The 15626-nt window shown below is 73.5% G+C and carries 7 protein-coding genes; 2 read left to right on the top strand and 5 right to left on the bottom strand.

Translation table 11 applies throughout. The features are described from left to right. Window positions 1–32: 32 nt before the first annotated feature. The 4 genes from ACFY3L_RS25595 to ACFY3L_RS25580 all read right to left on the bottom strand — a co-directional run bounded on the left by ACFY3L_RS25595 (window position 33) and on the right by ACFY3L_RS25580 (window position 6321). A complete protein-coding gene (locus tag ACFY3L_RS25595) occupies window positions 33–1517 on the bottom strand; it encodes a hypothetical protein (protein ID WP_389328903.1) in 1485 nt (494 codons plus the stop codon). A 98-nt stretch (window positions 1518–1615) separates the two neighbouring features. Further along, on the bottom strand, window positions 1616–2836 hold the full coding sequence (locus ACFY3L_RS25590) for a serine/threonine-protein kinase (RefSeq protein WP_389328899.1): 1221 nt from the start codon (window positions 2834–2836) through the stop codon (window positions 1616–1618). Between the two features lies 1 nt (window position 2837). After that, the gene (cphA, locus tag ACFY3L_RS25585; protein WP_389328896.1) at window positions 2838–5519 is read right to left on the bottom strand and encodes a cyanophycin synthetase; all 2682 of its coding nucleotides are present in this window, start codon (window positions 5517–5519) and stop codon (window positions 2838–2840) included. Then, complete coding sequence (locus ACFY3L_RS25580) at window positions 5509–6321, bottom strand: cyanophycinase (protein WP_389328893.1); 813 nt, start codon at window positions 6319–6321, stop codon at window positions 5509–5511. Before ACFY3L_RS25580 ends, cphA begins: the two co-directional genes overlap by 11 nt. Before the next feature lie 130 nt (window positions 6322–6451). On the opposite strand from ACFY3L_RS25580, the gene ACFY3L_RS25575 reads away from it, so the two are divergent. Next, window positions 6452–10090, top strand: a complete 3639-nt coding sequence (locus ACFY3L_RS25575; protein WP_389328890.1) for a family 78 glycoside hydrolase catalytic domain — start codon at window positions 6452–6454, stop codon at window positions 10088–10090. 361 nt (window positions 10091–10451) lie between these two features. On the opposite strand, the gene ACFY3L_RS25570 is transcribed toward ACFY3L_RS25575, so the two are convergent. After that, entirely contained in the window at window positions 10452–14882 is a 4431-nt protein-coding gene (locus tag ACFY3L_RS25570; RefSeq protein WP_389328887.1) for an AAA domain-containing protein, read from the bottom strand. A gap of 151 nt (window positions 14883–15033) precedes the next feature. Here ACFY3L_RS25570 and ACFY3L_RS25565 point away from each other — a divergent pair. Further along, a partial coding sequence (locus ACFY3L_RS25565; protein ID WP_389328884.1) for a cellulose binding domain-containing protein occupies window positions 15034–15626 on the top strand: 593 nt, incomplete at its 3' end.

Raw genomic sequence — 15626 nt, 5'->3', positions numbered from 1 at the left:
TGACGTTTGGTGGCCGCTCGCGCGACGGGGATTCAGTCGACCAGGCGCAGGGCGACCGTGGGGGCGTCGAGCAGGACCGAGGCGGGCTCGGAGCCGACGATCGTCTGCAGGCGGTGATCGCCCACGATGAGCTCGACGCCGGTGTAGAGCTCGACGGAGTCCCAGCCGGTCAGCTGGTACGACTTCCGGTAGATCCGCTCGGTCTCCTCCTTGATGTCGGGGGCCGAGCGCTTCCAGATCAGGGTGCCGTTCTCACTCGTGTCGGTGACGACGGGACGGCCGTCGCGGACCTCGAGCCTCAGGTGCTCCTTGGCGATCCAGGCGGCCGCGGCCTCGTGCAGCCACTGACCGACGGCGATGTCGTCGGGGTCGGCGGGCTCGCGGCCGACGATCACGGGACGGTCGGCGCCGACCACGAACCGGCGCCGGGCCAGGTCCTCGACGACCACGGACACGGCGAACGCGGGCGGCCGCGGGCCGATGTCCTTGACCGCCTGGCCGTGGCGGGGGCAGGCGGGCACGCCGGCGCGCATGCGCGGGACCGGCTGGCCGATCCGGCGGAAGCGGCCGAACGCGGGGCACTCGGGCTCGCCGCACCGCCACTCGCGGGCCATCAGCGCGGCGCCGACGCCGCTGGGCTCGGCGCGGGTGAACCGCCGCCGCATCACCCGGGTGCGCCCGGCCCGCTGCGAGCCTCGGGCCGTGAACGACTGCACGCCGTCCGGCTGCCCGCCGCGCTCCTGGGTGGAGGTCGAGGCGGCCGGCTTGGACGGGCGGGGAGACGGCTTCGCGGCGGGTGCGTCTTCCGCCTTGTCCGACGAATCCGGAATTTCGGCACTGTCCGCGGCGACCGGGGTGGCCGCGGCCACCGGGGTGGCCGGAGTGGCCAGGGCAGCGGCGGCCGGAGGGGAGGCGTCGGCTGTGTCCGCGGCGGCCCGGGCATCCGGAGTCTCCGCCCCGGCGGGCTCGAGCGGGATGATCGGCAGGGTCGCGGTGCCCTTCACGACCAGGCGTTCCTTGCCGTCCTTCGGCGGGGTGGGCTCGCCGCCGGGGGTCAGCACCGCACCGCCGGCGCGCGGGGTCAGGCGCAGCACCCGCTCCGGGCTGTCGACGAGCCACGGGAACCGGGCGGCGAACTGCGGCTGGTCACGGACCACGATCAGGGGCAGGCCGGTGAAGTCGGCGATCTCGACGGGCCGGTCGGCGACGACGGGCGTGACCTCGATGAGGCCGTCGTCGGCCCAGCGGCCGAGCACCATGCGCTCCTTCGAGGTGAGCGCCGCCTCGGACAGGGCCTCGCGGCCGACCACGGGGTAGAGCATGGCGCCGGCGTCGATGAGGTACCGGCTGAGCGCGTCGACGACCATCCCGAGGCGCAGCAGGTTGATGGGGCGGCCGCCGTCGAGGGCCACGAACCGGGCGACGTCGGCGAGGTCGACGACGGCCTGCGCGAGCGTGACGTCGGTCGTCAGCCGCTGCTCGATGGTGTCCATGACCCGGCTGACCTCGAAGCGCACGGCCTCTCCCATCCCTCGACCCGGACACCATAGGGCATCACCGAGATCAGACTTGTGTACCAGTCGGGAAGGTTGCACGCCATAAGCAACGAAAAGGTTCAGCCACTACTTTTCTTGGCGTTGCCGTTGCCCTTGCCGTTGCCGTTGTTCTTGCCTTTCGCTTTGCCCTTGTTGGCCCCGCCCTGACTCCCGACGGCACCCGCACCGGAGCCCCCGCCGCCCCCAGCCGCAGCTCCCGCGGTGGCGCCGCCGGCAGGGACCACCGCGGGGTCGGTGGCCGGGGCGGCGGTGTCCGTGGTGGGAGCAGCGGGATCGGACGGCTGCGGGCTGGCGTCGGCGACGGAAGAGGACCCGCCGGTCCAGGCGGGGGACGGGTCGCGGTCCTGGGCGGCGGCGCCCACGGCGCCGGAGCCGAAGAGCAGGGCGGCCGCGACGGCGACGGAGACCCGCCGCCTGCCCGACCCGCCGAGCGTGACGTCGCGCAGCCGCAGGGCGGGCGCGGCGTGCCGGGTGGTGAAGAGGTGGCGGGGGCCGAGCCGCCGGGTCGCCGGCGGGTTGGACAGCAGGGAGGCCAGGTCGGTCGCGGCGGGCCGGTTGCCGGGCGCCTTCGCCAGGCAGCGCCGCAGCGCGTCCGCCACCCCGGCGGGCAGGGCCACGCTCGTGGGCAGCGGCGCCGGTGGCAGCTTGCGGTGCGCGTGCAGCAGCTCCTCTGTGGTGGTGGCGGGCCACGGCAGCGTGCCGGTGAGCATGCGGTAGAGGACGAGGCCCAGGGCGTACACGTCGGTGGCCGGCGACGGCGGGACGCCGCGGATGCGCTCCGGTGCGAGGTAGGCGGGCGTGCCGATCAGCTGGTCGGGCTCGTTGCCGGCGATCGCGGAGACGCCGAAGTCGACCAGCTTCGGCCCGCGGGCGGTGAGCATGACATTGGCGGGCTTGACGTCGTGGTGGACCAGGCCGCGCTCGTGGACGGCGGCGAGGGCGGAGGCGAGCTGCCCCGCGATCCGCAGCGACTCGGTGACCTCGAGCGGCCCGCCGGTGCGGACCAGCCGGCTCTCGAGGGACTCGCCCTCGACGAGCTCCATGACGACGAACGGCGCGCCGTCGGCGTCGTGGCCGAAGTCGTACACGGCGGCGATGTGCGGATGGCTGAGGAGCGCCGCGGCGCGCGCCTCGTCCTGGATGCGGCGGCGGGACCGCGGGTCGGCGGCGGCCACGAGTTGCTTGATTGCGACGGTCCGGCCCAGCACCTCGTCGTGTGCCCGCCAGACGACGGACATGCCGCCCACGCCGAGTTGCTCGATCAGTCGGTAGCGCTCCACGTCATACAGATGCCCCGATGAGCGGAACTGACACGTGTTGATCGTGGGCGGTCTCGGCGCCGAGGGTTCGCAGCAGCGACAGCACCGGCTCGATCTTCTCGTACAGCAGCAACACCACGTCACCAGGGCGGGCCATCGCCAGTGCGGCGGGGACGGCCTCGTCGACGGTCCGCACGACGATGCGGGTGGCGTCCGGCGAGGTGGCGGCCAGCTCGTCGTGCAGGATGGCCGGGACCTCGCCGGGCGCCCGGCCGCGACGGTCGCTGTCCTCGTAGATGACGACCCGGTCGAAGCGGGCGACCTCGCGCGCGGACTCGCGGAGCAGGTCGTCGCGGCGGTCGCCGGGGAGCGTGACGGCGGCGACGGCGTGATCGGCGCCCCACAGACGGTCGACGAGGTCGCCGATCGCGCGGATGGCGGCGGGGTTGTGCGCGTAGTCGACGAGGACGTCGACGCCGCCGAGCCGCAGCAGCATGCCGCGGCCGGGGTTGTCGGTGAAGCTGCGGAGGCGCTCGGCGACGCGGGCGGTGGCGACGCCGAGGACGCGGGCGGCGGCGGTCGCGGCGAGGGCGTTGGCGACGAGGTGCCGGGCGGCGCCGCCGAAGCCGCCGCCGAGCTCACCGACGGCGAGGATCGGGATCCAGCGGCGGTCGGCGAGCTCGACGAGCCAGCCGTCGGCGAGCAGGTACGCGCGGCCGCCGGTGTCCCAGTGCCGCCGGATCAGCGGGTTGCGCGGGTCGAGGCCGCACCAGACGATCTCGCGCTTCTCGAACCGGGTGCCGGGGTAGGCGGCGAGGCCACGGCTGCGCGGGTCGTCGGCGTTGAGGACGACGGCGCCACCCTCGCGGACGCGCTCGCCGATGAGGCATTTGAGGTCGACCAGGTCCTCGATGCTGTCGATGCCGTCCTGGCCGAGGTGGTCGCTGGCCAGGTTGGTGATGATGCCGACGTCGCTCCAGTCGTACCCGAGGCCCTGGCGCAGCATGCCGCCGCGGGCGGTCTCCAGCACGGCGGCGTCGACGGTGGGGTCGCTGAGCACGACGCGGGCGGAGCGCGGCCCGGTGGCGTCGGCGCGCTGCACGAGCCGGCCGCCGATGGCGATCCCGTCGGTGGTGGTGACGCCGACGCGCAGGCCGGCGCCGTCCAGCAGGTGCGCGGTGAGCCGGGCGACGGTGGTCTTGCCGTTCGTGCCGGTGATGCTGACGATCGGGATCCGCGACGGGGTGCCGGCCGGGTACAGCGCCTCCACGATCGCGGCGCCGACGTCGCGGGCGGTGCCGTCGCTGGGGTCGAGGTGCATCCGCAGCCCGGGCGCGGCGTTGACCTCGATGACGCCGCCCGTCATCTCGGCCGGGCTGCCGCTCGGGGGCAGCGGCGCGGCGATCGACGGCAGGCGCAGGTCGAGGCCGGCGATGTCGAGGCCGACGATCGCGGCGACCCGCCGGCACAGGTCGGCGACGGACGGGTGGACGTCGTCGGTGACGTCGACGCTGGTGCCGCCGGTGGAGAGGTTCGCGTTCTCGCGCAGCCGCACGACCTGCCCGGCGGCGGGGACCGTGCCGACGTCGAGGCCCTGGCGGCGCAGCAGGGTGAGGGCGACGTCGTCGACGACGATCCGGGTCAGCGCCCGGGCGTGCCCGTCGCCGCGGCGCGGGTCCTCGTTGGCGCGGGCGATCAGGCCGGCGACGTCGGTGGCGCCGTCACCGACGACGTGCGCGGCGACCCGCTCGGCGGCGGCGACGACCTTGCCACCGACGGTGAGCACGCGGTAGTCGCGGCCGCTCAGCTCGCGTTCGACGACCGCGTCGTCGCCGCCGGCGGTGGCGGCCTCGTAGGCGGCGCGCAGCGCGTCGGGGGTGTCGACGCCGAGGAACACGTGCATCCCCTGGCGCCCCTGCCGGGGCTTGACGACGACCGGCGGGCCGAGCTCGGCGAAGAGGTCCAGGGCCTCGGCCAGGGTGGTGGCGGCCCCGCCGCTGGGGACGGGGACGCCGGCCTCGTCGAGCAGCCGCCGGGTGAGCTCCTTGTCGGAGGCGATGTCGACGCCGATCGCGGAGGTCTGGTCGGTGAGCGCGGCCCACACGAGCCTGCGGTGCCGGCCGTAGCCGAGGCGCAGGAGGCTGAGCTCGCCGACCCGCTCGACCGGGATGCCGCGGACGCGGGCGGCGTCGGCGATGGCGGCGGTGCTCGGTCCGGCCTTTTCGCGTTCGTACGTGCGGCGCAGGGTCGCCAGCTCGTCCTCGACGCGCACCGGCTCGCCGTGCAGCGCTGCCAGTACACCGGTGATCGCCAGCGCGAGAAGGTCCTCGGCGATGCCGGAGTCGGGCGGCTCGTCGACCGGGCACTCGGTGACGACGTCGTATTCGCCGGGCACGCCGGTGCCCTCGGTGCGGCCGAAGTTGACCGGGCGGCCGATGCGCTGGGAGAGCTCGATGGCGACGTGCTCGGCGGTGTGCCCGAAGTAGGTGCCGCCGTGCAGGCGCTTGACGAAGCCGCCGGGCTCGCCGAAGGCGCAGTGGTGCTCGGCGAGGCCGGGGAAGGCCGCCAGCAGCCGGTCGGTGAAGCCGGGGAAGTCGCTGCTCTCGCGCTCGGTCAGCCCGTCGAGCAGGACCCGGGTGACCTGGACGGGGCGCGCGAGATAGCGGTTCGGGCCGCGCAGGCGGCGGCTGCTCTCAATTCGCATGGTCAGGATCCGATCTCTTGATGGCCGCCCGCTCGGTGAGATTGAAGCGCCAGCCCGCCGGGAGTACGTGCAGCTGCGCGCCGCACAGGGCGATCGGTCCGCCGACGTCCGACATCGTCGCGCTGATCGTGCGGGCCTGCCCGGCGTCGATGACGGTGACGGTGCCGGCGCCGAGCACCTCGAACACGTCGCCGTCGACGAGGATCGCGGTGTTCTCGTCGATGCCGAGACCGAGCTCGTGCGGGAACATCGCGACGGCGCTGAGCAGCCGGTTGAGCCGCCCGCGCTGGGCGAAGTGCATGTCGATGAGCACGCCGGGCAGGAACTCCATGCCGGGGCCGGTGCGGACGCTGTCGGTGGAGACCGACGCGTTGCTGCCACCGAGGATCATGGTGCTGGACATCATGGCGGCGCCGGCGCTGGTGCCGGCGAGGGTCAGGCCTTCGCCGAGCCGCGCGTGCAGCGCCGTGTCGACCTTGGAGCCGCCGACGACGGTGGTGATCCGCAGCTGGTCGCCGCCGGTGAAGAAGACGCCGGTGGCGTGCTCGATCGCGGACACGGCCAGGTCGCTGTTGCTGTCGTCGCGCTCGTCGAGGCGCAGCGGGGTGACGCGGCCGGCGCCGAGCCGGTGGAACACGTCCGCGTACTCCTTCTCGCGCTGCTCCGGGCACTCGCTCGCGGTGGCGATCACCACGAGGTGCGCCTCGGCACCGCCCGCGAGCAGCACGAACCGTTCGAGGATGGCGTCGTCGCCGGCGTCATGACTCTCCGCACCGCCGATGACGAGCAGCTTTCCCGGCATCCCACCTCCACACTTCCCTCATCTTGAGGTTCGTCGCGCGGCCGGGCGTTGCTTATTGACCAGGGTCTACGTACAGTCAGGACATCACCACCCAATGAAACGTTTCAATTCATCGGACAGGAGCACCGCCATGCGCCTGAAGAGACGCCGCGCGGGCGCCACCGCGCTCGTCCTGCTCGCCGCACTCCTCGCCGCGCCGTCGGCACCGGCCGAGGCCGCGACCCCCGTCAGCCTCTCCGGGGCGCACTGGGTCTGGTACCCGGAGGGGAACCCGGCCAGCAGCGCCCCCGCCGCCTACCGGTACTTCCGCAAGACGTTCACCGTCGCCGCCGGCGCGGTCAGCGAGGCCCAGCTCGTCGTCACCGGCGACGACACCGTCGACGTGTGGCTCAACGGCAAGCCCGTCGCCGCCTCGCCGCGGGTCGTGGACTCGTGGAAGAGCGCGGTCTATGTCGACCTGCAGTCCGCCCTGGTCAGCGGCGCCAACACCCTCGCGATCGCGGCGCGCAACACGACCGACGGGCCGGCCGGCCTGATCGGCAAGGTGCACGTCGTCACCGCCGGCGGGACCACCGACCTCGGCACAGACGGCAGCTGGAAGGCGTTCCAGACGGTGCCGACCGGCTGGGAGCAGCCCGGCTTCGCCGACGGCGGCTGGCCCGCCGCGACCGACCTCGGCGCCTACGGCGTCGGGCCGTGGAACTCGAGCGTCGTCGCGCCCGACCCTGACGCGCCCTCCCCGCTGAGCGTCGCGAGCGGCACGGTCGAGCACCGCGCCAACCCTCTCGGCGTCGACGCCGCGCAGCCCCGCTTCGGCTGGAAGCTCACCTCGACGGCCGTTCAGCAGCGCCAAGCCGCGTACGAACTGTCGGTCGACGGCGTGTGGAGCAGCGGCCGGGTCGCCTCCGGCCAGCAGGTCGACGTCGTCTACGGCGGCCCGGCCCTGCAGTCGATGCGGCGCTACACGTGGAAGGTCCGCGTCTGGGACACCCAGGGCAGGGTCAGCGCGTGGAGCCCCACCTGGTCGTTCGAGACCGGCCTGCGCGCGCCCGCGACCGAGTGGACCGGCGACTTCATCGGGCAGGCCGCCGTCACCGCCGACCTGTCCGGCGCGACCTGGATCTGGTACCCGGAGGGTGACCCCGCGGCCGGGGTGCCGGCGGCGACCCGCTACTTCCGGCGCACGTTCACCCTCGCCTCCGTCCCCGCCGCCGCCACCCTCGTGGTCACCGGCGACGACACCGCCGACGTGTGGGTCAACGGCGTCCAGGTCAGCACCTCGCCGCGCGTGTACCAGTCGTGGCAGCAGGCGACCGCCGTCGACATCAGGAGCAGGCTCGTCACCGGTACCAACACCATCGCCATCGCGTCGGAGAACACCACCCAGTCGCCGGCGGGCATGATCGCCAAGCTCACCGGCGTGTCACTGGTCACCGACGCGTCGTGGAAGGCCTCGACGACGGCACCCGCGGGCTGGAACTCCGGCGGGTTCAACGACAGCTCCTGGCCCGCGGCACGCGCCGTGGCCACCTACGGCACCGGCCCCTGGGCCTCGAACGTCTCGATCGCGAAGGCCGCTCCGCTGCTGCGCAAGGGCTTCACGGTGAGCAAGCCCGTCGCGTCCGCGCGGCTGCTGACCACCGCGCTCGGCCTGCACGAGACCCGGCTCAACGGCGCCCGCGTCGGCACCGACGTGCTCGCCCCCGGCTGGACCGACTACACCAAGCGCGTCCAGTACAAGGTGTACGACGTCACCGGCCAGATCCGGCAGGGCGCGAACGCGCTCGGCGCCTGGCTGGGCAACGGCTGGTACTCCGGCAGCCTCGGCTTCGCCGGCAGCCAGAAGTACGGCACGCAGCCCTGGTACTCGGCGCAGCTCGTGCTCACGTTCACCGACGGCACCTCGTCCGTGGTGCGGACCGACAACACGTGGAAGGTGCTCAGCGGCCCGATCCGGTCCGACGACCTGTACCACGGCGAGACGTACGACGCCCGGCTCGCCGTGGCGGGCTGGGACGGCTTCTCCTTCGACGACTCGTCGTGGGCTTCCGCTGCCGCACGGACCGGCACCAAGCCCAACCTCGTCTCGCAGGTCGACAACGGCGTCCGGGTGCAGCAGGACTTCCGGCCCGTTTCGGTCACGCAGCCCTCGCCCGGCGTGTGGATCTTCGACATGGGACAGAACTTCACCGGCTGGAACCGGATCTCGGTCACCGGCCCCGCCGGCACCACCGTCCAGATCCGGCACGCGGAGGTGCTGACCGGCGGCCAGCTCTACACGACCAACCTGCGTGCCGCCCAGGCGACGGACCGCTTCACCCTCGCCGGTACCGGTGGCGCCGAGGTCTACGAGCCGCGCTTCACCGTGCACGGCTACCGCTACGTCGAGCTGACCGGGCTCCCGGCCGGCTTCACCCCGACCGCGGACACCGTCACCGGCCGCGCCGCGTGGACCGCCGGCGCCCAGCTCGGCACCCTCAGCACCTCCAACGCCCTGGTCAACCAGCTCCAGCACAACATCCTCTGGGGCGAGCGCTCCAACATGCTGTCCATCCCCACCGACTGCCCGCAGCGCGACGAACGGCTCGGCTGGACCGGCGACATCGCGATCTTCGCCGCCACCTCGACCTTCAACGTCGACGTCCAGGGCTTCCTCGACAAGTTCTCCGACGACCTGGTCGACGCCCAGCGCTCCGACGGCGCCTTCACCGACGTCGCCCCCGCCGTCTGCTGCGGCGCCGGCACCGCCGGCTGGGGCGACGCGGGCGTCATCGTCCCCTACACCCTCTGGCAGCGCCACGGCGACATCCGCGTCGTCGACGAGCACTTCGACGCGATGGCCCGCTGGGTCGACTACCTGCGCGCCACCTCGGGCAGCGACCTGATCCGCAACCAGCCCACCTACGGCGACTGGCTCAACGTCAACGACAACACCGCCCAGGACGTCATATCCACGGCGTTCTTCGCCTGGTCCGCCCGCCTGGTGTCGCGCATGGCCTTCGCGACGGGCCGCACGGCGCAGGGCAACTCCTACGGCTTGCTGGCCGACCAGGTCGGGGCCGCCTTCACGGCCCGCTTCGTCGCCGCCGACGGGACCGTCTCCGGCAACACCCAGACCGGCTACACCCTCGCGCTGGCCTTCGGCCTGGTCCCGCCGTCCCGGGTCGCGTCCCTGGCCGACAAGCTCGTGGCGAAGGTGGCCGCCAGCGGTGGGCACCTGTCCGTCGGCTTCCTCGGCGTCGAGAACCTCCTGCCGGTCCTGGCCAACACAGGCCACGCGGACACGGCGTACCAGATCCTGCTCCAGCCCGGCTACCCAGGCTGGGGCTACATGAACAGCCGCGGCGCCACCACCATCTGGGAGCGCTGGGACGGCATCCGCACCGACGGCTCCTTCCAGGACCCCGGCATGAACTCCTTCAACCACTACGGCCTGGGCTCCGTCGGCGACTTCCTGTACCGCCAGGTCGGCGGCCTGGGCCCGGCCTCCCCCGGCTACGCGTCGCTGCTTATCGCCCCCCAGCCCGGCGGCGGCCTCACCTCCGCCAAGTCGTCCTACGAAACCCCGTTCGGCCTGGCCGTCAGCGACTGGTCCATCTCGGCCGGCGCCCTCACCCTGCGGGTGACGATCCCGGCCGGCACCTCGGCGACGGTCCGCGTCCCCACCTCCGCACCGGGCGCGATCCTGGCCCCCGGCCAGGCCGTCCCCTCGGGCACGGGCACGTTCCTGCTGCCCGCCGGCTCCTACACCTTCACCGCCCCCGCGTAGTTCCCCTTCCCCACCCCCACGGATCCGGCTGCACCCTCGTGCAGCCGGATCCGCTCGTTGCGGGGCGGGGGTGCATTCGCGCACCAGAAACCCCCGACCTGCAGGCAGACAGCGGATCTGCGGGCGACCCAGAGCGTTGCGTCCTTGGCCCGGAAGAGGTTGCAGGGCGACGACCGCGCGACCGCTCTATGCCATGCCGCAGCACGGGGCATTGATCAATGCCTGTCCAAGGATGGCGAGACCCCGGCAGCAGGTGCGGACCCGCGTCGAGCGACTGCCCGTGACAGCGTCAAGCCCTGCGTCCCCGGCACCGTAGGAAGCCCAAGCCTGCGGGCCGGCAGAGGCGATCCCCGAGGGAGGGTCAGTCGGTCTCGGGTCGCTGCGGTAAGACGTGGGTCTCGTCGGCATCGGCGATACGCAGCACCATCGTCCGGTCCGCGTCCGGCGGAGCGGTGGCAGCGGTCGAGGCGGGGGTGGCGGAGGTGGCGCGGGACTCGCGCAGTGCCTCGGTGAGGGCGGCGTTGATGCGGGTGCCGCCGCGTTTGAAGCCCAGCTCGCGGCGGGCCTCCTCCAGGACCTCCTCCTCGGTGCGCAGGAGGGTGTCGGACTCGATCCAGGCGATCAACGCGACCAGCACCGCCCGCGGGTAGTCGGTGATCGGGCGGCCGGGGGTGACGTCGGGGCGGGGCAGGGTGCGGGGTGAGGTGGTGCCGGCCGGGGAAGGCGCGAGCGGGAGGTCGAGGACGACCGTCGGCTCGTTGAAGCGGCGGGCGTCGGTGGCGGCGAGGGCCTCGTCGTACGCGGCGCGGGTCCTGGCGGTCTCGGCGGCGGGGTCGGCGACCCAGTCGGCGGACCAAATGCGGTGGTACCGCCAGCCGAGGCGCTCCAGCTGCTCCTGCCGGAGGCGGTCGCGGTCGCGGGCGGTGCTCGCCGAGTGGTAGGTGGCGCCGTCGGTCTCGATGGCGAGGATGAGCTCTTCGGGGTTGGCGGGGTGGGCGCAGGCGAAGTCGATGAAGGCGCCCGCGACGCCGAAGCGGGCGGTGGCCGGGATGCCGGCTGCGGTGAGGCGGGCGAGCACATCGACCTCGAAGGCGTCGAGAGGGGCGCTCTCGAGCGCCGCCGACGCGCCCAGCGACGTGCCGCCCGACGAGGTGTATTCGAGGTAGGCGCGCAGCAGGCGCACGCCCTCGGAGGTGCTGCGGGCCGGGTCCATGTCGGCGGCGGTGAAGGAGCTGACCAGGGTCATCCGGCGGCGGGCGCGGGTGACCGCCACGTTGAGCCGCCGCTCGCCGCCGGGGAGCAGGAGCGGGCCGAAGCGGTACGGCAGCTGCCCGGAGGCGTTCTTGCCGTAGCCGATGGAGAGGATGATCGCGTCACGCTCGTCGCCCTGGACGCGTTCGAGGTTCTTGACGAAGAAGGGCTCGGCGGCGGACTCGGCGAAGAACGCGTGCAGATCGGGGCGGGCGGACAGGGCCTTGCGCAGCGCGAGGTCGATGCGGTCGGCGTGGGTGATGCCCATCGTGATGACGCCGAGGGACTGCGACGGGCGCAGCTGGGCGTGCTGCAGCGCCAGCTCGACGACCCGGTCGACCTCGGCCGTCACGCTGTCGGTGCCCGTGTCGGTGCCGGTATGGATGGCGGTGGGGTCGAAGGCGACGTGCACGTGCTGCACTGAGCCGGCGCCGGCCGTGCCCGGGAACGTGACGAGCGAGCGCTCGTAGATGTGGGCGTTGGAGAAGCCGATGAGCCGGTCGTCCTGGCTGCGGTAGTGCCAGCGCAGCAGGTATGCGGGCAGCAGCGCCGTCAGCACGTCCAGGATCGACTCGTAGCCGGAGGTGAGCGACAGGTCGATCGAGCCGTCGGGGCGGATGCCGAGCGGGTCGGCGCCGCCGTCCTCCGCGGCGGTGAAGAACGACGTGGGCGGCAGCTGGTGCTCGTCGCCGGCGACGACGACCTGCCGGGCGCGCAGCAGCGCGGGGACCGCGTCGGCGGGGGTGACCTGGCTGGCCTCGTCGAACACGACGACGTCGAACAGGTCCGCCGAGGCGGGCAGCAGCTGCGACACGATCAGCGGGCTCATCGCCCAGCACGGGCGCAGCGCGGTCAGCATGTGCGGGGCCGTCGCGAAGAGCTGGCGGATGGGCAGGTGCCGGCGCTTCAGGTTGGCCTGGTGCTCGACGAGGCGGCTCTCGTCGGGGTGCTGGTCGCGGGTGCGCGTGATGTGCTCGGCCACGGCCCGCAGGACGCGGCTCGCGGTCGCATCGATGTGCTGGTGGTCCGCGGCGCGGAACTCTGCGGCGGTGCGGGTGTGCTGCGCCCCGTCGAACGCGCCGATGCGGTCGTCGGTGAACCCGAGGTGCTGCAGGATCGACGCGTGCCAGCAGGCGTCGAAGACGGCCGCGGCGAGGTCGGCGTCGGCGTGACGGCCGCCGAGGTCGGCGACGAGCTGGTCGAGGCCGAGCGCGGTGAACCCGGCGCCCAGCTCGTTGAGGCGCGGGACGCGGCGCAGCGTGCGCTCGTCGCCGGCCAGGCCGGGCAGCACGGCGCCCAGCCGGTCCAGGTCGGCGCCGGCCAGGCCGAGGTGCGGCACGAACGCGTGCAGCTGCGCGACCTGCTCGTCCAGCTGCTGAAACGCTGCCCTGGCCCGCGCATACTCGGCCGGCAGCCGCGGCTGGCCGCCGTTGGAGGCGAACCAGGAGCGCTGGGCGAGCGCCGTGGACAGTCCGGTGAAGAGCTGCTGCCGGCTCGGGCTGCCGGGGCCGCGCCACAGCTGGGCGGCCTGCTTGCGCATGCGGCGGCGGGTGAGCCAGCCGGCGTCGGCGCCGGGCTGGCCGGCGTGCTCGCGACGCCAGGCGGCGTCGGCGGCCGACGCGATGTGGGTGGCGAGGTCGACGCGGAACACGTCCTCGTGGAACTGCGTCAGGGTCGCGGCGACCCCGTCGAGGAGCCCGAACAGCTGCCGCCAGCCGGCCAGGTCGGCGGGCGCGCGCAGGCCGGTCTGCTCCTGGACGTGGCGCAGCGCCGGACGGGCCGCCGGCAGGGTGTGCTCGGCGAGCCGCTCGACCAGGCCGAACGCGGTCTCGGCGGCGGCGGGGGTCCGCACGGCGGCCCCGACCCAGCCGGACTGCCGCCCGGTGAGGGTGAAGCCCCCGAGCGCGGCGAAGTCGCGCAGCTGCTCCCGGACGCGCCGGGCGGTGCCGGCGTCCAGCGCGGTGAGCGTCTGCCCGCGCAGCCGCACCGCCGTCATCGGCCGCCCCGCGGCGGTCAGCGCGAGGATGGCGGTCTGCGACTGGTACGCACTGACCCCCCACGGCTCGCGGATCTGGTGCAGCGCCTCGTCGTGCCCGTTGAGCTGGGCACGCTTCGTGATCAGGGTCTCGTGCAGGACGCTGAGGTCGGGCTGGGCGATCCGGGCGGCCGAGTCGAACGCGGCCTTGAGGTCGGCGGCGACCCTGCGCCGCGACGTGGTGCCGTCGTGGACGTCCATGACGAGGCTGCCGAGCCCGCGCCGGGTGAGCCGGTCGGTGACGGCGGTGATCGCGGCCCGCTTCTCCGCCACGAACAGCACCCGCTTGCCGCGCGCGACCAGCGACGCGATCAGGTTGGCGATGGTCTGGCTCTTGCCCGTGCCGGGCGGCCCCTTGATCACGCTGTGCTGGCCGGACAGGACGGCGTTGATCGCGTAGTTCTGTGACGAGTCGGCGTCCAGGACCAGGAACTCGTCGTCGGGGGCGATCAGGTCGGGGTCGTCGAGCTGGACCGCGCCGGTCGCGTGCAGCCGCCGCTGCGCCTCGCCGTCACCGGCGATCGCGGCGATGATCTCGTGGCCTTCGAGCGCCTCGGCGGCGACCCGCAGGTCGTTGACCATCGGCAGCTTCGCGTAGGAGAACGTGCCGAGCACGCACCGCGGCCCGATCGTGAACCCGCGGACCCGCCCGGACGCCTCCTTCACCAGCCGCTCATACAGCGGCTGCGGGTCGAAGCCGGCGGTATAGCTGATCAGCTCCTCCAGCTCGTCGGCGTCGACCTGGACGCCGAACTCCTCCTCCAGCAGCTGCAGCAGGGTCGGGTTGACCTCGGTGTCGCCGTGGACGCTGAGCTCGAAGTCGTCCTCGGCGGCGCCGCGGGCGCGCAGCTGGGCGGAGCGCAGCAGGACCGGCGCCGCGGGCACGCCGCTGCCGGCCGCCGGGGTCCAGGTCGCCGAGCCGATCGCCACGAAGCACGTCTCGATGCCGCGCTCCTCGGCCAGCTCACGGGCCTTGTTCCTGATCGTGCGGGCCCGCTTCACCGCCGCCGCGTGCGTCAGCACCGGCCCGTCGTCGGGGGCGGCAGCCGCGGGCGCGACGGCCGTGGGCGCGACGGCCGTGGGCTCGACGGCTTCGACCGCCGCTTCAGGTCTCGGAGGCGTCGCCGGTACGGAGGCCCGCCCGATCGCCGGACGCCCGTCGTCGACCAGACGGGACGCGGTGGGGTCGGGCGCGGCGACGGCCGGCTCCCCGACGTCGAGCACCGTGTCGAGCACTGTGTCGGCGGGGTCCGCGACCGGATCGACCGCCGGTTCGGGCGCCGGGGACCGCTTGCCGCCGGACCGGGTGAACAGCTGGGTGAGCGACATGGTGCGCCCGCCGAGCAGCGCGGAGACGGCGACGGGGTCGGCGGCGGACAGGTCGAGCGTGCCGGAGCGCAGGTCCTTGTAGTACAGCAGTGTGTTACGTCCGCCCAGGTCGATGAGCTGCGAGCGCCACCGCCGGGCGGCCTCCTGCACGAGCGTCGCCCGCGACCGACCATCCACGACGCGAGCGTAACGGCCGGGTACGACACTCTGCACGAGATCAAGAACGGGTAATCGATCGACACCTTTACTGTTAACAAACCTTCGCGTAGTGTCCGCGCTAGGGCGCCCTACATCCCCCATCTCGACCCGAGTCCGAGGCAGGTCTGCAATGAGACTGCGTATCGGGGTGATCGCGGCTGCCCTGGCAACTGCCGCGGCCACCGTCATCACCGTCGCCGCGACGCCGGCGTCCGCCGCGGCCGCCACCGCGGCTTTCGTCCAAACCTCCAACTGGGGTTCCGGCTACGAGGCCAAGTACACGATCACCAACGGCACGAGCAGCACGATCAACGGCTGGACGGTCGCGTTCGACCTGCCCAGCGGCACGTCGGTCAGCTCGTCCTGGGACGCCAACCGGACCGGCACCTCCGGTCGCGTGAGCTTCGCCAGCACCTGGAACGGCACGATCGCCCCCGGCGGCACGGCCAGCTTCGGGTTCATCGCCGCCGGCAGCGGCACCCCGACCAACTGCACGCTCAACGGTGCCGCGTGCGGGGGCGGCACGACCCCGACCACGCCGGCCGGGACCCCGGGCGTGCCGGGTAACTTCCGGGTCACCGCGACCACCGACACCAGCTTCACCCTCGCCTGGAACGCCTCGACCGGCACCGTCACCGGCTACCGCGTCTACGAGGGCAGCACCGTCCGCGCGACCGTCACCGGCACCTCCACCACCGTGTCCGGGCTGACCGCCGGCTCCAC

Source organism: Dactylosporangium sp. NPDC000521 (assembly GCF_042898305.1).
Taxonomy (GTDB): domain Bacteria; phylum Actinomycetota; class Actinomycetes; order Mycobacteriales; family Micromonosporaceae; genus Dactylosporangium.
The sequence above is the reverse complement of the archived record's forward strand: the minus strand, read 5'-3'. Positions and strand labels throughout refer to the sequence as shown.

Bases quoted from the DNA above. Each gene is read 5' to 3' on its own strand.
- cphA (WP_389328896.1), bottom strand. From the start codon at position 5,519: ATGCGAATTGAGAGCAGCCGCCGCCTGCGCGGCCCGAACCGCTATCTC.
- ACFY3L_RS25580 (WP_389328893.1), bottom strand. From the start codon at position 6,321: ATGCCGGGAAAGCTGCTCGTCATCGGCGGTGCGGAGAGTCATGACGCC.
- ACFY3L_RS25575 (WP_389328890.1), top strand. From the start codon at position 6,452: ATGCGCCTGAAGAGACGCCGCGCGGGCGCCACCGCGCTCGTCCTGCTC.